This is a genomic window from Pseudomonas donghuensis (genome assembly GCF_000259195.1).
GTDB lineage: Bacteria > Pseudomonadota > Gammaproteobacteria > Pseudomonadales > Pseudomonadaceae > Aquipseudomonas > Aquipseudomonas donghuensis.
The window spans coordinates 86527-110901 of record NZ_JH650764.1 but is presented as its reverse complement, the minus strand read 5'-3'; the positions used below and the strand labels follow the sequence as shown (position 1 = coordinate 110901).

Below are 24375 nucleotides of genomic sequence, written 5' to 3'. Positions count from 1 at the left end.
CAAAGGCTCTAGAACGGCACTTTCAGCGATTCTTACAGGACCTTTCAAACGCCCGTTGAAAAATCCCCGGCGCCGGGGCGGACCCAGCAAAAGCGTTTGGTGATAAGCTCGCGCACCATGAATACCTACAGCTCCCGCCCCGTTGTCCTCTGTCTCTCCGGCCACGACCCCAGTGGCGGCGCCGGCTTGCAGGCAGATATCGAAGCCCTGATCGCGCAAGGCTGTCATGCCGCTCCGGCCGTGACCGCCCTGACCGTCCAGGATACCGTCAATGTCAGCGACTTCCGCGTCCTCGACCGCGAGTGGGTACTGGCCCAGGCCAATGCCGTGCTTGCCGATTCGACGGTAGCGGCCGTCAAGCTGGGCATGCTCGGCTCAATCGAAATGGTCGACACCGTGGTCGAACTGCTCAGTGCCCATTCGCATCTGCCGCTGGTCTGCGACCCGGTCCTGCGCGCTGGCGGCGGTGGCCGCCTGGGCAAGGATGAAGTCGGCTACGCCATGCGCGAGCGCCTGTTGCCACTGGCAACCATCGCTACCCCGAACCTTCCCGAAGCACGCATCCTGGCCGAACTGCCCGAAGGCAGCGCCGATGAATGCGCAGAAAAGCTCCTGCCGTTTGTCAGACACCTGCTGATCACCGGCGGTCACGGCGACGAACACGAAATCCACAACCGCCTGTACAGCCGCGACGGCCAGCGTCACACCTGGACCTGCCAGCGCCTGCCCGGCAGCTATCACGGCTCCGGCTGCACCCTGGCCAGTGCCCTGGCCGGCCGCCTGGCCCTGGGCGAGCAGCTGCAAAGCGCGGTGCGCTCGGCCCTGGATTACACCTGGCGCACCCTGCGCGATGCCGAGCAACTGGGCAAAGGCCAGTACGTGCCACGCCGCCTGCCACTGGATTTCTGTTCCTGATCTTCGCTTGAGGTCTACACCATGAAGTTACGCGGCCTGTATGCCATCACTGACAGCCAGTTGCTGGCCGGCAAGTTTCTACCCTATGTCGAAGCGGCCCTGGAAGGCGGCGTGACCTTGCTGCAATACCGCGACAAGAGCCAGGACGCGTCCCGCCGCCTACGCGAGGCCGAGAGCCTGGCCGAGCTGTGCGCACGCTACAAGACCCAGCTGATCATCAACGACGACGCCGAACTGGCTGCACGCCTGGGCGTCGGCGTCCACCTGGGCCAGACCGACGGGCCGTTGACCCCGGCCCGCACCCTGCTCGGGCGCAACGCCATCATCGGCTCAACGTGCCACGCCCAACTGGAGCTGGCCGAGCAGGCCGCCCGTGAAGGCGCCAGCTACGTCGCCTTCGGCCGCTTCTTCAATTCGGTCACCAAACCAGGCGCGCCCGCCGCCGATACCGCCCTGCTGGAACACGCGCGCAACCGTATCAAGCTGCCGATCTGCGCGATCGGCGGCATCACCCTCGACAACGCCGCCCCGCTGGTCGCCCACGGCGCCGACCTGCTGGCGGTGATTCACGGCCTGTTCGGCGCCGACAGCACGCAGGAAGTCACCCGCCGTGCCCGCGCCTTCAACGCCCTGTTCGCTTCTGCCTGATTGAGAGAGCCCATCATGTCTCGTTCCGAAACCCTGTTTGCCAACGCCCAGAAACACATCCCCGGTGGCGTCAACTCGCCGGTACGGGCGTTCAAGAGCGTTGGCGGCACGCCGCTGTTCTTCAAGCACGCCGCCGGTGCCTATGTCACTGACGAAGACGACAAGCGCTACGTGGACTACGTCGGTTCCTGGGGCCCGATGATCCTCGGCCACAGCCACCCGGATGTACTGGAGTCGGTGCGCAAGCAGCTGGAGCACGGCCTGTCCTATGGCGCGCCAACCGCCATGGAAACCGAAATGGCCGACCTGGTCTGCTCGATCGTGCCGTCGATGGAGATGGTGCGCATGGTCAGCTCCGGCACCGAAGCGACCATGAGCGCCATCCGCCTGGCCCGTGGCTACACCGGCCGCGACAGCATCATCAAATTCGAAGGCTGCTACCACGGCCACTCCGACAGCCTGCTGGTCAAAGCCGGCTCCGGCCTGCTGACGCAAGGCGTACCGAGCTCCGCCGGGGTGCCGGCAGCCTTTGCCAAACACACCCTGACCCTGCCGTTCAACGACATCGACGCGGTCGAGAAGATGCTCGCTGACGTCGGCCAGGACGTCGCCTGCATCATCGTCGAGCCGGTCGCCGGCAACATGAACTGCGTGCCGCCGGCGCCAGGCTTCCTCGAAGGCCTGCGCGCGTTGTGCGACAAGCATGGCGTGGTGTTGATCTTCGACGAAGTGATGACCGGTTTCCGCGTCGCCCTGGGCGGCGCCCAGGCTCATTACGGGGTGACCCCGGACCTCTCGACCTTCGGCAAGATCGTCGGTGGCGGCATGCCGGTGGGCTGCTTCGGTGGCAAGCGCAAGATCATGGAACAGATCGCGCCGCTGGGCCCGGTCTACCAGGCCGGCACCCTGTCGGGCAACCCGCTGGCCATGGCCGCTGGCCTGACCACCCTCAAACTGATCAGCCGCCCAGGCTTTCATGACGAACTGAGCGCCTTCACCAGCCGCCTGCTCGATGGCCTGCAACAGCGCGCCGATGCCGCCGGCATCCCGTTCGTCACCACCCAGGCCGGCGGCATGTTTGGCCTGTACTTCAGCGGTGCCGACGACATCGTCACCTTCGATGACGTCATGGCCAGCGATGCCGAGCGCTTCAAGCGCTTCTTCCACCTGATGCTCGAAGGCGGCGTGTACCTGGCGCCAAGCGCCTTCGAAGCGGGCTTTACCTCGATTGCCCACGGTGAAACCGAGCTGCAGATCACCCTGGATGCGGCTGAGCGAGCGTTCGCCAAGCTCTGATTTTTGCAGCCATCGCGGGGCAAGCCCGCTCCCACAGTGATCATTGTGGGAGCGGGCTTGCCCCGCGATGGTGCCTTGGAAGCAGAAAATCGAGTAAAGACTTTGTAAGGTAGGCGCTGCTTATCCCATAATGTGCCACCAGACACTTTGGCCGCAGCTTTGCAGAGGTAAGTCGATCCCCATGAACCGCACCGGCCGCGCCCTCGCCCTGGGCTGCCTGTTGCTTCTTCAGCCCCTGCTGGCCACAGCAGGCGGTAACTCGTTGCTGATTCCGGCGACGGGCCGCTGCACCCTCGATTCCCAGCCCGAAGACCTGCCGCAAGCGCTCGCTGCCTGCCAGGACGCGGCCAAGTCCGGGGATGCACAAGCCCAGTACGAGTTGGGTGAGTTCTACTACGAAGGCACCAACACCCCACGCGACCTCAACCAGGCCCTGAGCTACTTCGAGCAAGCCTCGCTGCAAGGCCACGCCGAGGCGCAATACCGTCTGGGCACCATGTTCTACAAGGGTGAAGGTGTGGCGGCCAACAATGTGCAGGCCTACATCCTGCTGAAGATGGCAGCGGTCAATGGTGCCGAGGATGCACTGGACATGGCTGACGAGGTGTCTGCCAAGATGCCGCGCGACGAGCTGGAAATCGCGACCCAGGTGCTGGGGCAGATCTTTCGCAAATACCTGCTGGAGCTACAGACCGTCGACGGTCGCACGCCCTTCTCGCCGCTGCCCTGAAACCCGTACTTACTTTTCCGGCATTGGCATCGGGAACGGCATTACATTGCCAGTACCGCGCGCCTCGCTGATCTTTGGCGTGCCCAGACGCTCGACCTCATCGATGCGCACGATCGAGTGCATCGGCACAAAGCTGCGCACCACGCCTTCGAACTGGGCCTTGAGCTTTTCTTCGCTCGGATCGACCACCACCTGGGTGCGCTCGCCAAAGACAAACTCTTCAACTTCAAGAAAGCCCCACAGATCGCTTTGATAGATCTGCTTGGCATACATCTCGTACACCTGGCCCTGGTTGAGAAAGATCACTTTGTAGATCGGAGCTTCGCGTTTGGTCATTTTGGGCGGGGACAATCACGGGTGGTAAAGAAGTCGCAAACTATAACATAGGCACCAGGCCGACAACGCTAGGATCCACGGCCCCGGGCCCTTATAATGTGCGGTTCTTCGAATTACCAGATGATCTCCCATGGCCAAGAAGCTTTACATCGAAACCCACGGTTGCCAGATGAACGAGTACGACAGCTCGCGCATGGTCGATCTGCTGGGTGAACATCAAGCCCTTGAAGTCACGGCCCGCGCCGAAGACGCCGACGTCATCCTGCTCAACACCTGCTCGATCCGCGAGCGCGCCCAGGACCGGGTGTATTCCCAGCTGGGCCGCTGGCGTGAACTCAAAGACCTGAACCCGGACATGGTCATCGCCGTCGGTGGCTGCGTGGCCAGCCAGGAAGGCGAGTCGATCCGCAAGCGCGCGCCTTACGTCGACGTGGTCTTCGGCCCGCAGACCCTGCACCGCCTGCCGGAAATGATCGACGCCGCGCGCACCACGCGCCTGCCCCAGGTCGACGTGTCGTTCCCGGAAATCGAAAAATTCGACCACCTGCCCGAGCCGCGCATCGATGGCCCCAGCGCCTATGTTTCGGTGATGGAAGGCTGCAGCAAGTACTGCACCTTCTGCGTGGTGCCCTACACCCGTGGCGAGGAAGTCAGCCGACCGTTCGACGATGTGCTGGCCGAAGTCATCCACCTGGCCGAGAACGGTGTACGTGAAATCACCCTGCTAGGTCAGAACGTCAACGGCTACCGTGGCCAGACCCACGACGGGCGCCTGGCGGACCTGGCCGAGCTGATCCGCGTGGTGGCGGCGGTGGATGGCATCGATCGCATTCGCTACACCACCTCGCACCCGCTGGAGTTTTCCGACAGCCTGATCCAGGCCCACGCCGAAGTGCCGGAGCTGGTCAAGCACCTGCACCTGCCGGTGCAATCGGGCTCCGACCGCGTGCTGGCGGCGATGAAGCGCAACCACACCATCCTCGAATACAAGTCCAAGCTGCGCAAACTCAAGGCCGCAGTGCCGGGCATCTGCATCAGTTCGGACTTCATCGTCGGCTTCCCCGGCGAAACCGAGAAAGACTTCGAGCAAACCATGAAGCTGGTGGCCGACGTCGGTTTCGACTTTTCCTACTCGTTCGTCTACAGCCAGCGCCCGGGCACCCCGGCCTCGGACCTGCCGGACGAAACCCCGGAAGAGCTGAAAAAGGAGCGCCTCAAGGCCCTGCAACATCGCCTCGACACCCAGGGCTTCGAGATCAGCCGACAAATGGTCGGTACCGTTCAGCGCATTCTCGTCACCGACTACTCGCGCCGCGACCCCGGCCAGTTGCAGGGGCGCACCGAGAATAACCGTATCGTCAACTTTCGCTGCGACAATCCGAAGCTGATCGGCCAGTTCGTCGACATCCATATCGACGATGCGCGCCCGCACTCGCTGTTCGGCTCGCTGGCCCATTGAGCTGACCTGCCGGGCCTTGTTACAGGCCCGGCGACCCTTGATCGTTTCAGCGCTTTCGCCCTGCAGCGGCTAGGGTTATCCTTGAGACCATATCCTTTGCCGTTGGGCGGCTGAAAAACGACCTTGAACGCACCTATCGAACCACATCGTTTCATCCTCGAGCCCTTCGAGGCCCACCGCTTCGCCAACCTGTGCGGGCAGTTCGACGAGCATCTGCGCCTGATCGAACAGCGCCTGGCCATCGAAATCCGCAACCGCGGCAATCAGTTCGAACTGATCGGCGAACCCAAACACACCTCCTCTGCCGAACAACTGCTGCGCCGCCTCTATCGCGAGGCCAAGGCCACCGAGCTGTCGCCGGAAATGGTCCACCTGTACCTGCAGGAATCGGCCGTCGAAGAGCTGGAAAACCCGGCTGTCAACGAAGTCAGTGTTTCCCTGCGCACGCGCAAGGGCATGATTCGTCCACGCGGGCTGAACCAGCAGCGCTATGTGAAGGAAATCCTCGGCAACGACATCAACTTCGGCATCGGCCCGGCCGGTACCGGCAAGACCTACCTGGCCGTGGCCTGCGCGGTTGACGCCCTGGAGCGTGAACAGGTGCGGCGCATCCTGCTGGTACGTCCGGCGGTCGAGGCGGGCGAAAAGCTCGGTTTCCTGCCCGGCGACCTGGCACAAAAGATCGACCCGTACCTGCGCCCGCTCTACGACGCCCTGTACGAGATGCTCGGCTTCGAGCACGTGGCCAAGCTGATCGAGCGCCAGGTGATCGAGATCGCCCCGCTGGCCTACATGCGTGGCCGCACCCTGAACAACAGCTTCATCATCCTCGATGAGAGCCAGAACACCACGGTCGAGCAGATGAAGATGTTCCTCACCCGTATCGGTTTTGGTTCCACCGCCGTGATCACCGGTGACATCACCCAGGTCGACCTGCCACGCGGCACCAAGTCGGGCCTGGCCCACGTTATCGAGGTGCTCAAGGGCGTGCCGGGCATCAGCTTCACGCACTTCCTGCCCAAGGACGTGGTCCGCCACCCGTTGGTGCAGCGCATTGTCGAGGCCTACGAGCGCTTCGACAGCCAGCAGCAGAACCCGACCGAAGGCAAACAACGCGATGCTTGAGCTCGATCTGCAACTGGCAAGCGATGCACCACACCCGACCGAGCAACAGTTCCGCCAATGGTGTGAGCTGGCTTTGCGCCAGCGCACGGCCGACTCGGAGCTGACCATTCGCCTGGTCGATGAAGCCGAAGGCCGCGAACTGAATCGCACCTGGCGGAGCAAAGACTACGCCACCAACGTGCTGTCCTTCCCGGCCGACGTGCCTGATGAACTGCTCGACATCCCGCTGTTGGGCGACCTGGTGATCTGCATCGCCGTGGTCGAGCGCGAAGCCGCCGAACAGGGCAAGGCGCTGGAGGCCCATTGGGCGCACCTGGTGATCCACGGCTGCCTGCACCTGCTGGGCTACGACCACATCGACGACGATGAGGCCGAGGAAATGGAAGCACTGGAACGAACGTTGCTTGCCGAACTGGGTCATCCGGACCCGTACGCCGACGACGAACACGACGACATTCAACACTGATATCTGCAAAGGATCACGAGTAACCGCCATGAGCGAAGATCGATCGAGCAACGGGCAAAAGTCCTGGCTGGGCAAACTGACCCAGGCTTTTGCCCACGAGCCGAAAAACCGTCAGGAGCTGCTTGAGCTGCTGCGCGAAGCCCATCAGAACAAGCTGCTCGACAGCGAGGCGCTGACCATTGTCGAGGGCGCCATCCAGGTCGCCGACCTGCAAGTGCGCGACATCATGGTGCCGCGCTCGCAGATGATGAGCATCAAGGCGACCCAGTCGCCGCGTGAGTTCCTGCCGGCGGTGATCGATGCCGCGCACTCGCGCTACCCGGTCGTTGGCGAAAGCCACGACGACGTGCTCGGCGTGCTGCTGGCCAAGGACCTGCTGCCGCTGATCCTCAAGGAGAACGGCGACAGTTTCAACATCAAGGACCTGCTGCGCCCGGCCACGTTCGTGCCCGAGTCCAAGCGCCTGAACGTGCTGCTGCGTGAATTTCGCGCCAACCACAACCACATGGCCATCGTCATTGACGAATACGGCGGCGTGGCGGGTCTGGTGACCATCGAAGACGTACTCGAGCAGATCGTCGGCGACATCGAAGACGAGCATGACGTCGAGGAAGACAGCTACATCAAGCCGCTGCCCAGTGGCGACTTCCTGATCAAGGCGCTGACGCCGATCGAGAACTTCAACGAGTTCTTCGACAGCCAGTTCTCCGACGACGAGTTCGACACTGTCGGCGGCCTGGTCATGAGTGCCTTCGGCCACCTGCCCAAGCGTAACGAGACCACCGAGATCGGCCCGTACCGTTTCCGCATCCTCAATGCCGACAGCCGCCGGATTCACCTGCTGCGTCTAACCCCTATCACCCGTTAAGGACACCCATGCGCTGGATCACCCGCCCCGGCTGGCCCGGTAACCTGCTGGCCGTGGCGGCCGGTGCAATCACCACCCTGGCCCTGGCGCCGTTCGACATCTGGCCGCTGGCCTTGCTCGCGGCCGGCCTGTTCTACCTCGGCCTGCGCGAGCTCAGCCCACGCCAGGCCCTGGGCCGCGGCTGGTGCTTCGGCTTTGGCCTGTACGCCGCCGGCACCAGCTGGATCTACGTCAGTATCAACACCTATGGCGGTGCCACGCCGTTGCTGGCTACCGGCTTGTTGCTGGCGTTCTTTGCCGCCATTGCCTGGTTCTTCGCCCTGCCCGCCTGGCTTTGGGCGCGCTGGTTGCGGCGCAACGAGGCGCCGCTGGCCGATGCCCTGTGCTTCGCAGCGTTGTGGGTCGGCCAGGAAGCCTTCCGCGGCTGGTTCCTCACCGGGTTTCCCTGGCTGTACTCCGGTTACAGCCAGCTTGACGGGCCGCTCTCGGGCCTGGCGCCGCTGGGTGGCATGTGGCTGATTTCGTTCTGCCTGGCCCTGTGCGCGGCACTGCTGTGCAACCTGCCGCGCTTGCGGGCACGCAAGTCGTTCCTGGCTGTGGCCGTCGTGCTGTTGCTGGCGCCCTGGGCGATCGGCCTGGCACTGAAGAACCACGCCTGGACCAGCCCTTCCGGCAAGCCGCTGAGCGTGGCCGCCCTGCAAGGCAACGTCGAGCAGGAGCTGAAATGGAACCCGGAACACGTCAACGCCCAGTTGGCCCTGTACCGCGACATGAGCTTCAGCTCCAAACCGGTCGACCTGCTGGTGTGGCCAGAAACCGCGGTACCGGTCCTCAAGGATCAGGCCCAGGGCTACCTGGACATGATGGGCAACTTCGCCGCCGAGCGTAATACGGCCTTGATCACCGGCGTGCCGGTGCGCGAAGTGGTGCACCAGCAACGCCGCTATTACAACGGCATCACCGTGACCGGCGAAGGTGATGGCACTTACCTGAAGCAGAAACTGGTGCCGTTTGGCGAGTACGTGCCATTGCAGGACATGCTCCGTGGCCTGATTGCCTTCTTCGACCTGCCGATGTCGGACTTTGCCCGCGGGCCGGCCGACCAGCCGCTGTTGCAGGCCAAGGGCTATCAGATCGCGCCGTACATCTGCTACGAAGTGGTCTATCCGGAATTTGCGGCGAGCCTGGCGGCGCGCAGCGACATTCTCCTGACCATCAGCAACGACACCTGGTTCGGTACCTCGATCGGCCCCCTGCAGCACCTGCAGATGGCGCAGATGCGCGCCCTGGAAGCCGGACGCTGGATGATCCGCGCCACCAACAACGGCGTCACCGGCCTGATCGACCCGTTCGGCCGCATCACTGCGCAGATCCCGCAGTTCGAACGCGGCATCCTCTACGGTGAGGTAGTGCCGATGCAGCAGCTCACCCCGTACCTGCAATGGCGCTCCTGGCCACTGCTGATCCTCTGCGCGCTGCTGCTGGGCTGGGCCCTGCTGGCCAGCCGGATGGCCAAGACCGTCTAGTAGAACACTTTGTAGCCGAGCAGGCCGACTGCCTCGTTGAGCAGTTGGCCGCTCTGCCACAGCGACTTGCCCTCCGGCAGCCAGCCACCGAATGGTCGGGCATGGTCACGACCAAGAAAGCCCACCGGCGCCGTCACTACGTCAAAACCCGCCTGCTCGAAGCTCCAGCGCGAGCGCTGCATGTGCCAGGCCTGGGTCACCACCACCACGCGCTTGATCCCCAGGGGCTGCAACAGCTCGGCGCTCATCTGCGCGTTTTCCCACGTGGTGCGGCTGCGCTCCTCTTTCCAGCGTACGCTCACGCCCAGGTCACGCTGGAGGGAATCGGCCATCAACTGCGCTTCGCTGGGCGGCGTACCGTAGTGCAGGCCGCCGCTGGTCAGTACCGGCAAGCCCGAAGCCTTGGCCAACTGCGCCGCGTAGCGCATGCGTTCCATGGCCACGCCCGTGGGTTGATCCTGCGAATCCCAGGCCGGATCACCGCGTTCGCGACCAGCGCCAAGAATGACAATGGCATCGGCATGCTCGGCCAGCCCTGCCCATTGGCTGGTGGCCAGCGCCGGCTCGGTTTCCAGTTGCCGGGCAGCCTGTTCCACCACGACCGGCAGGCTCATCAGCCACAACCCGCCCAAACCCAGGACGAAACACAGCCTCGACAAGCGCGGCCAGGATTTGCGCAGCCACCAGGCGCCCAGCAGCAGCAGAAACAGCACGCCAGGCGGCATGATCATTTGTTTGATGAGATAACGAATCGGCACGGGACACCTCCTTGGAGGTGCGCAGCCTAAGAGGATCGGCACCTGGCAACAATAGTCAGGTGCCGATCAGTGAAGTTTTTGACTCGGTGGCGCACTCCGCTTTGCGCCGGAAAAACCCGAACGGCTACTTGAATTGCAGCGTCCTGGACTTTGCTGTGGTAGCGGAGCGCTTATCCTTGAGCCAGACGATTCTGGCCGAAGTCGGCGTCTCCGGTTGTGGCAATGCGCCGACGCGTCCATGCCCGCCCTCCGGAAGGGATTCCAGATAGGCCTTGATCACTTCGAATTCAGCGCGGCTCAGACCACGCAACTCCAATTCAGCAGGCACTTCATCGCGTAATCGAACGGAGGTTCTAGCGACCTCGAGGGCCAGGCCCAGACGGTCGATCAGCCGTTCGTAAAGCTCCGGTTTCGTTGCTTGTTGCTGCGACTCTCCCATCCGTTCACCTCATTGAAGATAAATATATCTCCCCCCACACATGAGCTTAGCGTTACTCGCAAAAGCAGCCGGACGCCGCGACCAACGGCCCGCTGCGCCACAGGCGGTGCAATCAGGGTTTCCCTCGGTGGACAGGGGTCATGTATGCTAGGGCGTTCACCATACTTGACACCGGATTGCCGATGCAGCGGTTTGATCGCTGCCTGGATAAGGTCTCCCATTTCTCAGCGCAAAGTAGCCATGCACGAACTCTATCAGCCCCGCGAAATCGAAGCCGCCGCCCAGTCTTACTGGGATGAGCGAAAGTCTTTTGAAGTCAGTGAACAGCCAGGCAAGGACACGTACTACTGCCTATCGATGTTCCCGTACCCAAGCGGCAAGCTACATATGGGCCACGTGCGCAACTACACCATCGGTGACGTGATCGCCCGTTACCAGCGCATGCTCGGCAAGAACGTCCTGCAGCCAATGGGCTGGGACGCCTTTGGCATGCCGGCGGAAAACGCCGCGATGAAGAACAACGTCGCCCCGGCCAAGTGGACCTACGAAAACATCGAGTACATGAAGACCCAGCTCAAGAGCCTGGGCCTGGCGTTCGATTGGTCGCGTGAAGTCACCACCTGCAAGCCCGACTACTACCGCTGGGAACAGTGGCTGTTCACCCGCCTGTTCGAAAAAGGCGTGATCTACCGCAAAAACGGTACCGTGAACTGGGACCCGGCCGACCAGACCGTCCTTGCCAACGAGCAAGTCATCGACGGTCGCGGCTGGCGTTCGGGCGCGCTGATCGAGAAGCGCGAAATCCCGATGTACTACTTCAAGATCACCGACTACGCCGACGAGCTGCTGGAAAGCCTCGACGATCTGCCGGGCTGGCCTGAGCAGGTCAAGACCATGCAGCGCAACTGGATCGGCAAGTCCCGTGGCATGGAAGTGCAGTTCCCCTACGATCAGGCCAGCATCGGCCACGCCGGGGCCCTGAAAGTCTTCACCACCCGTCCGGACACCCTGATGGGCGCCACCTACGTGGCCGTTGCCGCCGAGCACCCACTGGCCACCCAGGCCGCCCAGGGCAACCCCGAGCTGCAAGCCTTCATCGATGAGTGCAAGAGCGGCAGCGTCGCCGAAGCCGACATCGCGACCCAGGAGAAAAAAGGCCTGGCCACCTCGCTGTTCGTCGAGCACCCGCTGACCGGCGAAAAACTGCCGGTGTGGGTCGCCAACTACGTGCTGATGCACTACGGCGACGGCGCGGTCATGGCTGTCCCGGCCCACGACGAGCGCGATTTCGAGTTCGCCCACAAGTACAACCTGCCGGTCAAGGCTGTGATCCGTACCAGCGCTGGCGATGAAGTCGGCAGCGAGTGGCTGGCCGCCTACGGCGAGCACGGCCAGCTGATCAACTCCGGTGAGTTCGACGGCCTGGACTTCCAGGGTGCCTTCGACGCCATCGAAGTGGCACTGATCAAGAAAGAGCTGGGTAAGTCCCGCACCCAGTTCCGCCTGCGCGACTGGGGCATCAGCCGTCAGCGCTACTGGGGTTGCCCGATCCCGATCATCCACTGCCCAGCTTGTGGCGATGTGCCGGTACCGGAAGACCAACTGCCGGTCACCTTGCCGGAAAACGTCGTACCCGATGGCGCCGGTTCGCCACTGGCACGCATGCCCGAGTTCTACGAATGCGAATGCCCGAAATGCGGCACGGCGGCCAAGCGCGAAACCGACACCATGGACACCTTCGTCGAGTCGTCCTGGTACTTCGCCCGCTACGCCTCGCCTAACTACGAAGGCGGCATGGTCGACCCGAAAGCGGCCAACCACTGGCTGCCGGTAGATCAGTACATCGGTGGTATCGAACACGCGATCCTGCACCTGCTGTACGCGCGTTTCTTCCACAAGCTGATGCGCGACGAAGGCCTGGTCACCTCCAACGAGCCGTTCAAGAACCTGCTGACCCAGGGCATGGTCGTCGCCGAAACCTACTACCGCGTTGCCAGCAACGGCGGCAAGGACTGGTTCAACCCGGCCGACGTCGAAATCGAGCGCGATGCCAAGGCCAAGATCATCGGCGCCACGCTGAAGACCGACGGCCTGCCGGTCGAGATCGGCGGCACCGAGAAGATGTCCAAGTCCAAGAACAACGGCGTCGACCCGCAGGCAATGATCGAAGCCTACGGCGCCGACACCTGCCGCCTGTTCATGATGTTCGCCTCGCCGCCCGACATGAGCCTGGAATGGTCCGACTCTGGTGTCGAAGGTGCCAACCGCTTCCTGCGCCGCGTCTGGCGCCTGGCTCAGGCCCACGTGGCCCAGGGCCTGCCGGGCAAGCTGGATGTCGCCAGCCTCGATGACGCACAGAAAGTGATCCGCCGCGCCATCCACGCTGCCATCAAGCAGGCCAGCACCGATGTCGGCCAGTACCACAAGTTCAACACCGCCATCGCCCAGGTGATGACCGTGATGAACGTACTGGAAAAAGCCCCGCAAGCCAGCGAACAGGACCGCGCCCTGCTGCACGAAGGCCTGGAAGCGGTCACCCTGCTGCTGGCGCCGATCACCCCGCACATCAGCCATGAGCTGTGGCAGCAACTGGGTCACCAGGGCGCCGTGATCGACGCACCTTGGCCGGTACTGGACGAAAGCGCCCTGGTCCAGGACAGCATCGTCCTGGTCATCCAGGTCAACGGCAAGCTGCGTGGCCAGATCGAAATGCCGGCCGCAGCCAGCCGCGAGGACGTCGAAGCCGCTGCGCGCAGCAACGAGAACGTGCTGCGCTTCACCGAAGGCCTGAGCATCCGCAAGGTCATCGTGGTACCGGGCAAGCTGGTCAACATCGTCGCCAACTGACAGGAAACGCCGGCCCGCCAATTATGCGGGCCGGCGCACAGAATCGGCCCACAAGGGAGCTACAACATGATCAAACGCAATCTGCTGGTAATGGGCCTGGCCGTGATGCTCAGCGCCTGCGGTTTCCAGCTGCGCGGTACCGGAACCAGTGAACTGGCGATCAAGGAACTGGACCTGAGTGCACGTAACGCCTACGGCGATACCGTGGTCCAACTGCGCCAGGCCCTGCAGAGCAGCGGCGTCAACGTCTACGCCGGCGCGCCTTACAAACTGGTTCTGACCAACGAAGCCGAAACCCAACGCGCAGCCACCTATGCTGGAGGTTCGGGTCGTTCGGCCGAGTATGAGCTGACCACCGTGCTGAGCTACAGCATTGAAGGCCACAACAACACCAACCTGCTCAACGACAAGCTCGAAGTGCGCAAGATCTATGTGCATGACGGCAACAACATCACCGGCTCGCAACAGGAAGCCACACAAGCTCGGAACGAAATGCGCCGCGACCTGGTGCAGAACATGCTGGTACGCCTGCAACTGCTGACCCCTGGCCAGCTTGAAGGCCTGCAGCAAAAGGCTGATGAACGTGCCCAGGCCGAAGCCGATGCCCTCGAAGCGGCCCGCCGCGCCCAGGACGAAACGCCTCAGCAGTCGCCGCTGCAACTGCCAGCCAACTGAGATTGAACGGGGCACTTCGGTGCCCCGTCTGCCATCATGAAACTCACTCCCGCCCAACTTAACAAGCACCTGCAAGGCAGCCTCGCACCGGTCTACGTGATCAGCGGCGATGACCCGCTGTTGTGCCAGGAAGCTGCCGACGCCATCCGCACGGCGGCACGCCAGCAAGGTTTCGACGAACGCCAGGTGTTCAGCGCCGACGCCAACTTCGACTGGGGCACCCTGCTCCAGGCCAGTGCCAGCCTGTCGCTGTTCGCCCAGCGGCGCTTGCTCGAACTGCGCCTGCCGTCCGGCAAGCCTGGCGACAAAGGCGCCGCGGCACTCATCGAATACTGCTCCAACCCCGCTGAAGACACCCTGCTGCTGATCAGCCTGCCCAAGCTCGACGGCAGTGCGCAGAAAACCAAGTGGGGCAAGGCGCTGATCGAAGGGCAACACACCCAGTTCGTGCAAATCTGGCCGGTGGACAGTCACCAGCTACCGCAATGGATCAGCCAGCGTCTGTCCCAGGCCGGGCTGAGCGCCCAGCGCGACGCCGTTGATCTGATTGCCGCGCGGGTGGAAGGCAACCTTTTGGCGGCAGCCCAGGAGATCGAGAAGCTCAAGCTACTGGCCGAAGGCAATCAGATCACTGTCGAAACCGTCCAGGCAGCGGTAGCCGACAGCGCCCGCTTTGATGTCTTCGGCCTGGTCGACGCCATCCTCAATGGCGAGGCCGCCCATGCCTTGCGCATGCTCGAAGGTTTGCGCGGCGAAGGCGTCGAACCGCCGGTGATTCTCTGGGCCCTGGCCCGGGAACTGCGCCTGCTGGCCGGACTGGCCCAGCAGTTCATCCAGGGCGTGCCGCTGGACAAGGCCTTCAGCCAGGCCCGGCCGCCGGTCTGGGACAAGCGCAAACCACTGATGAGCAAGGCCCTGCAACGCCATTCGGCGCAGCGCTGGAGCCAGTTGTTGCAGGATGCCCAGCGCATCGATGCGCAAATCAAGGGCCAGGCTCAGGGCTCGGCCTGGACCAGCCTGGCGCGCTTGTCGTTGCTGATGGCGGGGCAGCGTCTGGCGTTGCCGGCTGAGTGAAGCCGGGGCTGCTTGCCAGCAATGGCTTCAACGCCTATATTGCGCCCACACCCACCTGGCAGGACATCCTGTGATGAGCAAGAAACCCGCAAAACCCGGGCCCAACAAGGCCAAATCGATCATAGCCCAGCCATTGTTCCGCAGCCGCCAGGAACGCGCCGGCAAAGGCAAAGGCAGCTACCGCCGCGAAGCCTTCCAATCGAGAGATTGGGAGGCTTCTTACTTTTTGGCCGCATAAAAGCAAGAATCCGGCAGGCGTGGTATGGTCGGCACCTGACTTGAAATACCTGGACCTGTGCATGCCCTTTTGTCTTACCCGTCGCTGGCAACCTCGCCAGCTGATTGCCGCCTCCAGCCTCATCCTGCTTGTCGCCTGCGCGGAAAAGCCCACCGCCGCCGATGCGCTGCCGCTGGCTCCTGCCCAGCCTGCTCCGGTCGTGACACTGCCCAACCCCATCGTCGACACCAGCAGCGAAATCCAGCCGCTGCAAAGCTTTGCCCAATGGCAAGCGGGGTTCCGTCAGCAAGCCCTGCAAGCCGGTATCAATACCAACACCTTTGACCGAGCCTTCCTTGGCGTCATCCCCGACATGGACGTGATCAAGGCCGACCGCAGCCAGCCGGAGTTCACCCGGCCGGTATGGGAATACCTCGATGGCGCGCTGTCGCCGCTGCGTGTGCGCAATGGCAAGGGCCTGCTGGAAAAACACGCCGAACTGCTGAGCCAGATCGAACAACGCTATGGCGTCGACCGCAATGTGCTGGTTTCGGTCTGGGGCATGGAAAGCAACTTTGGCCAGTTCCAGGGCAACAAATCGGTCATCCGCTCCCTGGCGACCCTGGCCTATGAAGGCCGCCGCCCGGCCTTCGCCCAGGCGCAGCTGATTGCGGCCCTGCAGATCCTGCAGAACGGCGATATCCAGCCCGATGCGATGAAAGGCTCGTGGGCCGGCGCCATGGGCCAGACCCAGTTCATCCCCACCACCTACAACACCCACGCGGTGGATTTTGACGGCGATGGCCGCCGGGATATCTGGAACAGCTCGGCTGACGCCCTGGCGTCCACTGCCCACTACCTGCAGAGCTCCGGCTGGAAACGCGGCGAGCCCTGGGGTTTTGAGGTGCAGCTGACACCTGGCTTCGACTACTGGCTGGCGGATGGCAGCCAGCGCAAGACGGTGTCCGAATGGATGCAAATGGGCCTGAAACTGCCTGCCGGTGTGCGTTTGCCTGCCGGTAGCGAGCAGTTGTCCGCCGCCTTGCTGTTGCCGGCCGGTTACCGCGGCCCGGCCTTCCTGGTGCTGGACAACTTCCGCGCGATCCTCAAGTACAACAACTCGTCGTCCTACGCCATGGCCGTCGGCCTGCTTGGCCAACGGTTCGATGGCTCAGGTTACATCGCCGGATCCTGGCCCAAGGATGACCTGCCGCTGAGCCGCAGCGAGCGGGTCGAATTGCAGACCCTGCTCAGCGCCCGCAACTACGACGCCGGGGCCGCCGACGGCATTATCGGCGCCAACACCCGCAAGGCCATTCGCAGTGCTCAGCAGGCGCTGGGCTGGCCTGCCGACGGCTATCCGACGCACAAGCTGCTCGATAGCCTGCGTCAACGCTAAGCAATACAAAAACGCCCCTGTTCAGGGGCGTTTTTCATTCAGCGCCTGAACAAGTCCTGCTCCAGCCGCAAGCACTTGCGATCGGCATCCAGGTGCACTCTGGCCCCTAGCGGCAAGGTCAGATTCGGGTCGCAATGACCGCTGCGCCATCCGGCCAGCACCGGCACCTGCAACGGCGCGAAGAACTGCCGCATCAAGGGCGCCAGCGCCTCTAGCGTGATTCCGGCAAAATCCCCCACCAACACGCCACGAACCCCTTCGAGCTTGCCCGCCAGGCGCAACTGCGTCAGCAGGCGGTCAACCCGATACAGTGGCTCATTGACGTCTTCGACAAACAGAATGCCACCGCCGCAGTGGATTTCTGCAGGGGTGCCTAGGGTTGCGCACAATATCGACAGGTTACCGCCCTGCAAGGGCCCGCTGGCAGCGCCTGGCAGGATCGAGGTCAACGGCCAGGCATCGGGGTGTTCAAGGCGGTCGCCGGCGCCCAGGCGGCCGCTGAGCTGCTCGAACAGCGATGACAGGGTCGGCTCCTGCTTGTTGCCCAGCAATTCCGACTTGAGCATGGCGCCGTGGAACGACACGAACCCGGCATGACGGGCAATGGCCGTGTGCAGCGCGGTGATGTCGCTGTAGCCGACCAAAGGCTTGGGGTGACGGCGCAGCAGGTCGAAATCGATGTTTTCCAGCAGGCGCATGCTGCCGTAGCCACCACGCAGGCAGATGATGGCATCGACATCTTCGGCAGCGAAGGCGCTGTGCAGGTCTTGCAGGCGCTGCGCATCGCTACCAGCCAGATAGCCCTCGGCGGCAGTCACCCCCGGGTAGATCCGGCAGCGATAGCCGCGTGCCTCGAACCACTGGTTGACCTTGAGCGTATCGACCTGGGCGGGACCTGCCGGGGCAATGATCGCGATCAGCCCGCCAGCGGGCAAGGCCATGGGCAACGGCTGGGCATGGGACAGCACGCGGGCCTGATGCGTGAAGGGAAGGTTCATCCAGACGACTCCTTGTGTGGACAGATCCGCCCACAGTAAATCAACGATCCGTTCGACGGCGCAAGGAAGCCTTGCCGCAAACAAAAATGCCGATGCCGCAGGGTAGCGAGCATCGGCATTGAGGCACTGCGACGGCGATCAGAGCTTGATCTTGGCCTCGTGCGCCTGCTGGTCGGCATGGTACGAAGAACGCACCAGCGGGCCGGAGGCGACGTTCTTGAAGCCCATCTTGTAGCCTTCTTCGGCGAACCAGGCGAAGGTGTCCGGGTGCACGAAACGCTGCACCGGCAAGTGGCTGCGCGACGGCTGCAGGTACTGGCCGAGGGTCAGCATGTCGATGTTGTGCTCGCGCATGCGATGCATCACTTCGATCACTTCTTCGTCGGTTTCGCCCAGGCCCAGCATCAGGCCGGACTTGGTCGGTACGTGCGGCACCAATTCCTTGAACTTCTGCAGCAGGGTCAGCGACCACTGGTAGTCCGAACCCGGGCGCGCCGCCTTGTACAGGCGCGGCACGGTTTCCAGGTTGTGGTTGAACACATCCGGTGGCGTCTCGGCGGTGATCGCCAGGGCGACGTCCATGCGCCCGCGGTAGTCCGGCACCAGGGTTTCGAGCTGGACGCCCGGCGACAGCGCGCGAATCTCGCGGATGCAGTCGGCAAAGTGCTGGGCGCCGCCGTCACGCAGGTCGTCGCGGTCCACCGAGGTGATCACCACGTACTTCAGGCGCAGGTCGGCGATGGCCACGGCGAGGTTCTTCGGCTCGTCGACGTCCAGTGGCTTTGGCCGGCCATGGCCGACGTCGCAGAACGGGCAACGACGGGTGCAGATGTCACCCATGATCATGAAGGTGGCGGTACCGCCGGAGAAGCATTCGCCCAGGTTCGGGCAGGAAGCTTCTTCACAGACGCTGTGCAGCTTGTGCTTGCGCAGCAGTTGCTTGATGCGGTCGACTTCCGGCGAAACCGGGATACGCACGCGAATCCAGTCAGGCTTTTTTGGCAGCTCGTCGGTGGGGATGATCTTTACCGGGATACGCGCGACTTTTTCCGCGCCACGCAGTTTGACACCCGCCTCGACCTTGGGCCGTGGCGCTGGCGTCACGCTTTGCACTGGTTCTTGCACAACAGTAGTCATATTCAGAAGATTCCGCCCGTAAGGGTCGCCTGCTCAGCATAGTCGAGGTGCTTGACCAGCTGCCCGCGCAGCCTTGCCCTTACCTCAGAGAGTTCGATCGAGCCTGCCTGATCGCGCAGCTGGGTCATGGCCAGCCCCGCATACCCGCAGGGGTTAATCCGGCGGAATGGCGCAAGGTCCATGTCCACGTTCAGAGCAAGGCCGTGAAACGAACAGCCATTGCGAATCCGCAGGCCGAGCGAGGCGATCTTCGCCCCGTCGACATAGACGCCCGGCGCGTCGGCCTTGGCCGCCGCCTCGACGTTGTAACTGGCCAGCAACTCGATCAGGCAGCGTTCGATGCGGCTGACCAGATCGCGCACGCCAAACCCAAGGCGGCGCACATCCAGCAACAGATAGGCCACCAGCTGGCCCGGGCCGTGATAGGTCACCTGGCCACCGCGATCGGTCTGCACCACCGGGATGTCACCCGGCACCAGCAGATGCTCGGCCTTGCCGGCCTGGCCCTGGGTGAACACCGCCGGGTGTTCAACCAGCCATACCTCATCCGCCGTGCCCGGGCCGCGCTGGTCGGTAAACCGGCGCATGGCCTCGAGCACCGGCTCGTAGGGCAGCAGGCCAAGGTCGCGAAAGCCGAGGCAATCGGGCATCAGAGCACCATTTTCACGATACCGGTCGCGCGCAGGGCGCTGTTGATGTTGTGCAGTTGGTCTTCACTGGTCGCCACGATGTGCAGCTGCACCGTGGTGTACTTGCCTTCCTTGCTCTGACGCTCAGCCAGGGTCTTGAGATCGACCTCGGCGTACTTCTTGAGGATCTCGATCACCGTGTCCTTGAAATGGACCACGGTGTCACCGATGACCTTGATCGGGTAATCGGCGCAGGGGAATTCGATTTTGTGCGACTTGACGTCTTCGCTCATGGCAATAACGGCCTCGTAGCCGTGGCAACAACAACGCCCCCGCGTGAGTGGGCGGGGGCGTGGCAGGTCACGATATCAGTTGAACAACCCGTAGAAGAATAGCCGAATGCTATCCCACACACGACGGAAGAAACCACCTTCCTCAACGCCATCCAGCGCGATCAGGTCGGCACTGTGGACAACCTTGTCATCCAGTTTGACTTCCACTTTACCGATCACGTCACCTTTGTTGATCGGAGCGATCAATTGCGGGTTCATGGTCATGCTTGCGGCCAGCTTTTTCAATTGGCCTTTAGGCAAAGTCATGCTCAGGTCCTGGGCAAGACCGGCTTTGACCTGATTGGTCGCACCCTTCCATACCGGCGCCTGGGCCAGTTCCGTACCCTTCTGGTAGAAGGTCTGGGTTTCGAAGAAGCGGAAGCCATAGGTCAGCAGCTTCTGGGTTTCGGCCGCACGCGATTGCTCGCTGTTGGTACCGAAGACCACGGCGATCAGGCGCATGCCGTCACGGACCGCCGAAGACACCATGCAGTAGCCGGCTTCGTCGGTGTGGCCGGTTTTCAGGCCGTCGACAGTCTTGTCGCGCCACAGCAACAGGTTGCGGTTAGGCTGCTTGATGTTGTTCCAGAAGAACTCCTTCTGCGAGTAGATCGCATAGTGAGCCGGGTCTTCGTGGATAATCGCGCGTGCCAGTACCGCCATGTCGTGGGCCGACGAGTAGTGCTCGGGGTTCGGCAGGCCGGTCGGGTTCATGAAGTGACTGTTGCTCATGCCAAGATCGCTGGCAGTCTTGTTCATCATGTCGGCGAAAGCGTCTTCGCTGCCGGCGATGTGCTCGGCCAGGGCGACGCTGGCGTCGTTACCCGACTGGATGATGATGCCGTGCAGCAGGTCGCTGACGCTGACCTGGGTACCGACCTTGATGAACATCCGCGAACCACCGGTGCGCCAGGCGTTTTCGCTGACGGTGACCGGATCGTTCTCGCCGATCTGCCCACGACGGATATCCAGGGTCGCGATGTAGGCGGTCATCAGCTTGGTCAGGCTCGCCGGAGGCAGACGCTGGTCACCATTGTTCTCGACCAGGATGTTGCCACTGGAGGCTTCCATGAGCACGTAGGACTTGGCAGCCAGTTGCGGCGGCGACGGCATCATCTGCTCTGCCGCGAAGGCGGCAGGGGCAATCATCAGCGGTACAAGCAGGCAAAGGCGTTTGGCAAAGCTGGTTATGTTCATCCGTCTCTCGAAATGGCTAATGGGCTCATGCCCTCATGGGCAAAACGTTTACAGGCACATGGCCTGACGGGCAAAACCGCCATTGTACATGGCGGCTGCGCCCGGCTGCATGACAAACCGATCAGTCCCCCCGATCAGTCTGCCGTGACGACTTTGGGCTGCCCCAGGTTGGCCAGACGCACGCTGTCCTGCATCTGCTGGGCTTCGCCCTGGCTGTTGATCGGCCCCAGGCGGACCCGGTGCAGGGTCTGCTGGTTACGCACGATCGAACTGATGAAGACCGGCGCGCTGACCATGCTGCTGAGCTTGGAGCGCAGCAGTTCGGCGGCGTCCGGGTTGGCAAAGGCGCCGACCTGCAAGTAAAGACCATTGCCGGCCATGCTGTTGTTGCTGGCAACCTGCAGCGGCACGACCGCGGCGGCATGCTGCTGCGGTGGCGGCGTCCATTGTTCGACCGTGCCGGTGCTGGCCGGCATGGCCTGGGTCTGGGCCACTTGCGGCTGGTCGAGAACCATCGGCGCCGGCTGGCCACGCTGGGCCCACCATTGTTTCGGGTCGATACCCTCGACGCGCACCCGCGCGGTACCGGTTTCGGCATAGCCGAGCTTCTTCGCCGCCGCGTACGACAGGTCGATGATACGGTCGGAATAGAACGGCCCGCGGTCGTTGACCCGCAGGATCACGCTGCGCTGGTTGTCGAGGTTGGTGACCTTGACGTAGGCCGGCAGCGGCAGGGTCTTGTGCGCCGCGCTCATGCCGTAGAGGTCATAGACCTCGCCGTTGGCGGTGTTCTGGCCATGGAACTTGGTGCCATACCACGACGCCGTGCCCTCGGCGCGGTAGTTGCGCGAGTCGGGGATCGGGAAGTAGGTCTTGCCCAGCACGGTGTAGGGGTTGGCCTTGTAGTTACCGGTGTGCACGGTCGGGGTCGCGTCCGGGATCTTCGAGACGTCGACATCCCACCAGGGTGCACCATCCTTGTGGGCCCGGTTGATGTCCAGGCCAGGCTTGGCCCGCACCACATTGGTATTGCCCTGGGTAGAAGTGCTTGGGCGGCTGCTCGAACAGCTCACCAGCACCAGGCCCAGGGCCGCGCAACCGAGCAGTTTCAGCGATGTAGCGGAGAACATTACGCGCATTACTTGGCGCCCCGTGCTTGAACCAGCAGGTCCGAGAGCTGATGCACTGCCATGGCATACATCACGCTGCGGTTATAGCGAGTGATCGCGTAGAAGTTTTTCAGGCCCAGCCAGTATTCCGGGCCATTGTCGCCTTCGAGCCGGAAGGCGGTGACCGGCAGATCATCGCGCAGCGCATCATGACTCGACCAGCCCAGTGCCCGCAACTCCCCGACCGTCTTGACCGCGTCGATGCCCGGGCTCAGGCCCTCGTCGACGCGCTCGCCACGCACCGTGGCACGGCTGACCACCTGCTCGCCGGCCACCCAGCCGTGGCGCTTGAAGTAGCTGGCCACGCTGCCGATGGCATCGTCCGGGTTGTTCCAGATATTGATGTGGCCGTCGCCGTCAAAGTCCACGGCGTAAGCGCGAAAACTGCTCGGCATGAACTGCGGCAGGCCCATGGCCCCGGCGTAGGAACCTTTGAGGGTCAGCGGGTCGACCTGCTCTTCGCGGGCCAGCAACAGGTACTCGCGCAGCTCCTTGCGGAAGAACTCGGCGCGCGGCGGGTAGTCGAAGCCCAGGGTCGACAGCGCGTCGATCACCCGGTAGTTGCCGGTGTTGCGGCCAAAGAAGGTCTCGACGCCGATGATCGAAACGATCACCTGGGCTGGCACGCCGTATTCCTGCTCGGCACGGGCCAGGGTGGCCTCGTGCTGGCGCCAGAAGTCGACGCCGCGGGCGACCCGGGCGTCCGTGAGGAACATCGGGCGATAGTCTTTCCAGGGTTTTACCCGCTCGGCCGGGCGCGAGATCGCGTCAAGGATCGACTGCTTGCGCTGAACCTCGCGAAACACTCCCATCAGCTGCTCACCGGCAAAACCGTAGTCGCGGGTCATTTCGCCGACGAACTCGGCCACCTGGGGCGAGCCATCGTAGTCGCCGGCACAAGCGCCTTGCGCTGCGCCGAACAAACCCAGAAAGCCGACCCAAGGCGCACAGCGAGCCGCCCAGCCACGCATTGCTTGCATGTAATTCTTCACCTTATTCAAACCTGCGCAATCCATTTGCGATGCGTATGGATCGACATTAAAACCCCAAACGCTGACAGCAGCGTCACCAACGAAGTTCCGCCATAGCTAATGAAGGGCAGCGGCACACCTACTACCGGCAACAAGCCGCTGACCATACCGATATTGACGAACACATAAACAAAGAAGGTCATGGTCAGGCTGCCAGCCAGCAGCTTGCCGTAGAGCGTCTGGGCCTGGGCGGTAATCACCAGGCCGCGGCCGATCAGCAGCAGGTAGATCAGCAACAGTGCGCAAATGCCGACCAGGCCGAACTCCTCGCCGAGCACGGCGATGATGAAGTCGGTGTGGCTTTCCGGGAGAAAATCCAGGTGCGACTGGGTGCCCAGCAGCCAGCCCTTGCCGAACACGCCGCCCGAACCGATCGCCGCTTTCGACTGGATGATGTTCCAGCCGGTGCCCAGCGGGTCACTTTCCGGGTCGAGGAAGGTCAGTACCCGCTGCTTCTGGTAGTCGTGCATGACGAAGAACCACATGGCCACCGCCACCGGCACCGCCGCCGCCACCACGCTGAGGATCCAACGCCAGCGCAGGCCGCCCATGAACAGCACGAAGGCGCCGGAGGCCAGGATCAACAAGGCGGTGCCCAGGTCCGGCTGACGCACGATAAGGATGAACGGCACGCCAATCAGGATCAGGCTGATCATCACGTGCTTGAGGTGCGGCGGCAGCGAGCGCTTGGCCAGGTACCAGGCGATGGTCGCCGGCATGATGATCTTCATGAACTCCGAGGGCTGGAAGCGGATCACCCCGGGGATGTTGATCCAGCGAGTGGCCCCCATGGCGTTGTGGCCCATGACGTCAACCACCACCAGCAGGATCACCCCGACCACATAGGCCAGAGGCACCCAGCGGGCCATGAAGCGCGGCTCGAGCTGGGCAATCACGAACATCGACACCAGGCCGATGCCGAAGGAGCTGGCCTGCTTGAGCAACAGGTCCCAGTTTTTGCCGCTGGCCGAATAGAGGACGAACAGGCTGCCGGCCGCCAGGGTCAGCAGCAGGATCAGCAACGGCCCGTCGATATGGATGCGCTGCAGGAAACTGGCGCGGCGCCGCATCACATCCTCGCTGGAGAGCATGCGATCGAAGTTA

25 protein-coding genes are annotated in these 24375 nt (G+C 63.1%); 14 read left to right on the top strand and 11 right to left on the bottom strand.

Annotated elements, in window-relative coordinates:
- Positions 1–117: 117 nt before the first annotated feature.
- The 4 genes from UW3_RS0112985 (at position 118) to UW3_RS0112970 (ending at position 3589) form a co-directional block, all read left to right on the top strand.
- The gene (locus tag UW3_RS0112985; protein WP_010222921.1) at positions 118–915 is read left to right on the top strand and encodes a hydroxymethylpyrimidine/phosphomethylpyrimidine kinase; all 798 of its coding nucleotides are present in this window, start codon (positions 118–120) and stop codon (positions 913–915) included.
- Positions 916–936: 21 nt separating this feature from the next.
- Complete coding sequence (thiE, locus tag UW3_RS0112980) at positions 937–1563, top strand: thiamine phosphate synthase (RefSeq protein WP_010222920.1); 627 nt, start codon at positions 937–939, stop codon at positions 1561–1563.
- Between the two features lie 15 nt (positions 1564–1578).
- On the top strand, positions 1579–2859 hold the full coding sequence (hemL, locus tag UW3_RS0112975) for a glutamate-1-semialdehyde 2,1-aminomutase (protein ID WP_010222919.1): 1281 nt from the start codon (positions 1579–1581) through the stop codon (positions 2857–2859).
- A gap of 181 nt (positions 2860–3040) precedes the next feature.
- Positions 3041–3589, top strand: coding sequence for a tetratricopeptide repeat protein (locus UW3_RS0112970; RefSeq protein WP_010222918.1), 549 nt, complete (start codon positions 3041–3043; stop codon positions 3587–3589).
- Between the two features lie 9 nt (positions 3590–3598).
- On the opposite strand, the gene UW3_RS0112965 is transcribed toward UW3_RS0112970, so the two are convergent.
- Positions 3599–3925 carry a DUF1820 family protein gene (locus tag UW3_RS0112965; protein ID WP_010222917.1) on the bottom strand — a complete coding sequence of 109 codons (327 nt, stop codon included), beginning with the start codon at positions 3923–3925 and terminating at the stop codon, positions 3599–3601.
- Between the two features lie 130 nt (positions 3926–4055).
- Between UW3_RS0112965 and miaB the strand changes: the two genes are divergently transcribed.
- The 5 genes from miaB to lnt all read left to right on the top strand — a co-directional run bounded on the left by miaB (position 4056) and on the right by lnt (position 9369).
- Complete coding sequence (gene miaB, locus UW3_RS0112960) at positions 4056–5384, top strand: tRNA (N6-isopentenyl adenosine(37)-C2)-methylthiotransferase MiaB (RefSeq protein WP_010222916.1); 1329 nt, start codon at positions 4056–4058, stop codon at positions 5382–5384.
- A gap of 123 nt (positions 5385–5507) precedes the next feature.
- The gene (locus tag UW3_RS0112955; RefSeq protein WP_010222915.1) at positions 5508–6509 is read left to right on the top strand and encodes a PhoH family protein; all 1002 of its coding nucleotides are present in this window, start codon (positions 5508–5510) and stop codon (positions 6507–6509) included.
- Positions 6502–6975 carry an rRNA maturation RNase YbeY gene (gene ybeY, locus UW3_RS0112950; RefSeq protein WP_010222914.1) on the top strand — a complete coding sequence of 158 codons (474 nt, stop codon included), beginning with the start codon at positions 6502–6504 and terminating at the stop codon, positions 6973–6975. The genes UW3_RS0112955 and ybeY overlap by 8 nt, the downstream gene beginning before the upstream one ends.
- 28 nt (positions 6976–7003) lie before the next feature.
- Complete coding sequence (locus tag UW3_RS0112945) at positions 7004–7843, top strand: HlyC/CorC family transporter (RefSeq protein ID WP_010222913.1); 840 nt, start codon at positions 7004–7006, stop codon at positions 7841–7843.
- Positions 7844–7851: 8 nt separating this feature from the next.
- Positions 7852–9369: an apolipoprotein N-acyltransferase gene (gene lnt, locus UW3_RS0112940; protein ID WP_010222912.1), complete on the top strand. Its 1518-nt coding sequence runs from the start codon at positions 7852–7854 to the stop codon at positions 9367–9369.
- On the opposite strand, the gene UW3_RS0112935 is transcribed toward lnt, so the two are convergent.
- The gene (locus tag UW3_RS0112935; protein ID WP_010222911.1) at positions 9366–10127 is read right to left on the bottom strand and encodes a YdcF family protein; all 762 of its coding nucleotides are present in this window, start codon (positions 10125–10127) and stop codon (positions 9366–9368) included. The genes lnt and UW3_RS0112935 overlap by 4 nt on opposite strands.
- A 124-nt stretch (positions 10128–10251) precedes the next feature.
- Positions 10252–10566: a hypothetical protein gene (locus UW3_RS0112930; RefSeq protein WP_010222910.1), complete on the bottom strand. Its 315-nt coding sequence runs from the start codon at positions 10564–10566 to the stop codon at positions 10252–10254.
- A 240-nt stretch (positions 10567–10806) separates the two neighbouring features.
- Between UW3_RS0112930 and leuS the strand changes: the two genes are divergently transcribed.
- The 5 genes from leuS (at position 10807) to UW3_RS0112905 (ending at position 16778) form a co-directional block, all read left to right on the top strand.
- On the top strand, positions 10807–13413 hold the full coding sequence (leuS, locus tag UW3_RS0112925) for a leucine--tRNA ligase (protein ID WP_010222909.1): 2607 nt from the start codon (positions 10807–10809) through the stop codon (positions 13411–13413).
- A 66-nt stretch (positions 13414–13479) separates the two neighbouring features.
- On the top strand, positions 13480–14088 hold the full coding sequence (locus UW3_RS0112920) for an LPS-assembly lipoprotein LptE (RefSeq protein ID WP_010222908.1): 609 nt from the start codon (positions 13480–13482) through the stop codon (positions 14086–14088).
- A gap of 36 nt (positions 14089–14124) precedes the next feature.
- A complete protein-coding gene (gene holA, locus UW3_RS0112915) occupies positions 14125–15162 on the top strand; it encodes a DNA polymerase III subunit delta (RefSeq protein ID WP_010222907.1) in 1038 nt (345 codons plus the stop codon).
- A gap of 73 nt (positions 15163–15235) precedes the next feature.
- Positions 15236–15400: an alternative ribosome rescue factor ArfA gene (gene arfA / locus UW3_RS0112910; protein ID WP_010222906.1), complete on the top strand. Its 165-nt coding sequence runs from the start codon at positions 15236–15238 to the stop codon at positions 15398–15400.
- Between the two features lie 61 nt (positions 15401–15461).
- Complete coding sequence (locus tag UW3_RS0112905) at positions 15462–16778, top strand: lytic murein transglycosylase (protein WP_010222905.1); 1317 nt, start codon at positions 15462–15464, stop codon at positions 16776–16778.
- Positions 16779–16816: 38 nt separating this feature from the next.
- Here UW3_RS0112905 and UW3_RS0112900 read toward each other — a convergent pair whose 3' ends face one another.
- The 8 genes from UW3_RS0112900 to rodA form a co-directional block, all read right to left on the bottom strand.
- Entirely contained in the window at positions 16817–17776 is a 960-nt protein-coding gene (locus UW3_RS0112900) for a S66 peptidase family protein (protein WP_010222904.1), read from the bottom strand.
- Positions 17777–17914: 138 nt separating this feature from the next.
- Complete coding sequence (gene lipA, locus UW3_RS0112895) at positions 17915–18913, bottom strand: lipoyl synthase (protein ID WP_010222903.1); 999 nt, start codon at positions 18911–18913, stop codon at positions 17915–17917.
- Between the two features lie 2 nt (positions 18914–18915).
- Complete coding sequence (gene lipB, locus UW3_RS0112890; RefSeq protein WP_010222902.1) at positions 18916–19563, bottom strand: lipoyl(octanoyl) transferase LipB; 648 nt, start codon at positions 19561–19563, stop codon at positions 18916–18918.
- Positions 19563–19835, bottom strand: a complete 273-nt coding sequence (locus UW3_RS0112885; RefSeq protein WP_010222901.1) for a DUF493 domain-containing protein — start codon at positions 19833–19835, stop codon at positions 19563–19565. The genes lipB and UW3_RS0112885 overlap by 1 nt, the downstream gene beginning before the upstream one ends.
- Positions 19836–19910: 75 nt before the next feature.
- On the bottom strand, positions 19911–21071 hold the full coding sequence (locus tag UW3_RS0112880; RefSeq protein ID WP_010222900.1) for a D-alanyl-D-alanine carboxypeptidase family protein: 1161 nt from the start codon (positions 21069–21071) through the stop codon (positions 19911–19913).
- Between the two features lie 134 nt (positions 21072–21205).
- Positions 21206–22210: a septal ring lytic transglycosylase RlpA family protein gene (locus tag UW3_RS0112875; protein ID WP_010222899.1), complete on the bottom strand. Its 1005-nt coding sequence runs from the start codon at positions 22208–22210 to the stop codon at positions 21206–21208.
- A complete protein-coding gene (mltB, locus tag UW3_RS0112870) occupies positions 22210–23220 on the bottom strand; it encodes a lytic murein transglycosylase B (protein ID WP_010222898.1) in 1011 nt (336 codons plus the stop codon). The genes UW3_RS0112875 and mltB overlap by 1 nt, the downstream gene beginning before the upstream one ends.
- Positions 23221–23237: 17 nt before the next feature.
- Positions 23238–24341, bottom strand: coding sequence for a rod shape-determining protein RodA (gene rodA / locus UW3_RS0112865; protein ID WP_010222897.1), 1104 nt, complete (start codon positions 24339–24341; stop codon positions 23238–23240).
- Between the last annotated feature and the right edge of the window lie 34 nt (positions 24342–24375).

What these genes read in the sequence shown, in the direction of transcription:
- UW3_RS0112920 (WP_010222908.1), top strand. Translation starts at nt 13,480, where the DNA reads ATGATCAAACGCAATCTGCTGGTAATGGGCCTGGCCGTGATGCTCAGC.
- holA (WP_010222907.1), top strand. Translation starts at nt 14,125, where the DNA reads ATGAAACTCACTCCCGCCCAACTTAACAAGCACCTGCAAGGCAGCCTC.
- arfA (WP_010222906.1), top strand. Translation starts at nt 15,236, where the DNA reads ATGAGCAAGAAACCCGCAAAACCCGGGCCCAACAAGGCCAAATCGATC.
- ybeY (WP_010222914.1), top strand. Translation starts at nt 6,502, where the DNA reads ATGCTTGAGCTCGATCTGCAACTGGCAAGCGATGCACCACACCCGACC.
- rodA (WP_010222897.1), bottom strand. Translation starts at nt 24,341, where the DNA reads ATGCGGCGCCGCGCCAGTTTCCTGCAGCGCATCCATATCGACGGGCCG.
- UW3_RS0112900 (WP_010222904.1), bottom strand. Translation starts at nt 17,776, where the DNA reads ATGAACCTTCCCTTCACGCATCAGGCCCGCGTGCTGTCCCATGCCCAG.
- thiE (WP_010222920.1), top strand. Translation starts at nt 937, where the DNA reads ATGAAGTTACGCGGCCTGTATGCCATCACTGACAGCCAGTTGCTGGCC.
- lipA (WP_010222903.1), bottom strand. Translation starts at nt 18,913, where the DNA reads ATGACTACTGTTGTGCAAGAACCAGTGCAAAGCGTGACGCCAGCGCCA.
- hemL (WP_010222919.1), top strand. Translation starts at nt 1,579, where the DNA reads ATGTCTCGTTCCGAAACCCTGTTTGCCAACGCCCAGAAACACATCCCC.
- mltB (WP_010222898.1), bottom strand. Translation starts at nt 23,220, where the DNA reads ATGCAAGCAATGCGTGGCTGGGCGGCTCGCTGTGCGCCTTGGGTCGGC.
- UW3_RS0112885 (WP_010222901.1), bottom strand. Translation starts at nt 19,835, where the DNA reads ATGAGCGAAGACGTCAAGTCGCACAAAATCGAATTCCCCTGCGCCGAT.
- UW3_RS0112930 (WP_010222910.1), bottom strand. Translation starts at nt 10,566, where the DNA reads ATGGGAGAGTCGCAGCAACAAGCAACGAAACCGGAGCTTTACGAACGG.
- leuS (WP_010222909.1), top strand. Translation starts at nt 10,807, where the DNA reads ATGCACGAACTCTATCAGCCCCGCGAAATCGAAGCCGCCGCCCAGTCT.
- lnt (WP_010222912.1), top strand. Translation starts at nt 7,852, where the DNA reads ATGCGCTGGATCACCCGCCCCGGCTGGCCCGGTAACCTGCTGGCCGTG.
- UW3_RS0112945 (WP_010222913.1), top strand. Translation starts at nt 7,004, where the DNA reads ATGAGCGAAGATCGATCGAGCAACGGGCAAAAGTCCTGGCTGGGCAAA.
- UW3_RS0112905 (WP_010222905.1), top strand. Translation starts at nt 15,462, where the DNA reads ATGCCCTTTTGTCTTACCCGTCGCTGGCAACCTCGCCAGCTGATTGCC.
- UW3_RS0112965 (WP_010222917.1), bottom strand. Translation starts at nt 3,925, where the DNA reads ATGACCAAACGCGAAGCTCCGATCTACAAAGTGATCTTTCTCAACCAG.
- UW3_RS0112970 (WP_010222918.1), top strand. Translation starts at nt 3,041, where the DNA reads ATGAACCGCACCGGCCGCGCCCTCGCCCTGGGCTGCCTGTTGCTTCTT.
- UW3_RS0112880 (WP_010222900.1), bottom strand. Translation starts at nt 21,071, where the DNA reads ATGAACATAACCAGCTTTGCCAAACGCCTTTGCCTGCTTGTACCGCTG.
- UW3_RS0112985 (WP_010222921.1), top strand. Translation starts at nt 118, where the DNA reads ATGAATACCTACAGCTCCCGCCCCGTTGTCCTCTGTCTCTCCGGCCAC.
- lipB (WP_010222902.1), bottom strand. Translation starts at nt 19,563, where the DNA reads ATGCCCGATTGCCTCGGCTTTCGCGACCTTGGCCTGCTGCCCTACGAG.
- miaB (WP_010222916.1), top strand. Translation starts at nt 4,056, where the DNA reads ATGGCCAAGAAGCTTTACATCGAAACCCACGGTTGCCAGATGAACGAG.
- UW3_RS0112875 (WP_010222899.1), bottom strand. Translation starts at nt 22,210, where the DNA reads ATGCGCGTAATGTTCTCCGCTACATCGCTGAAACTGCTCGGTTGCGCG.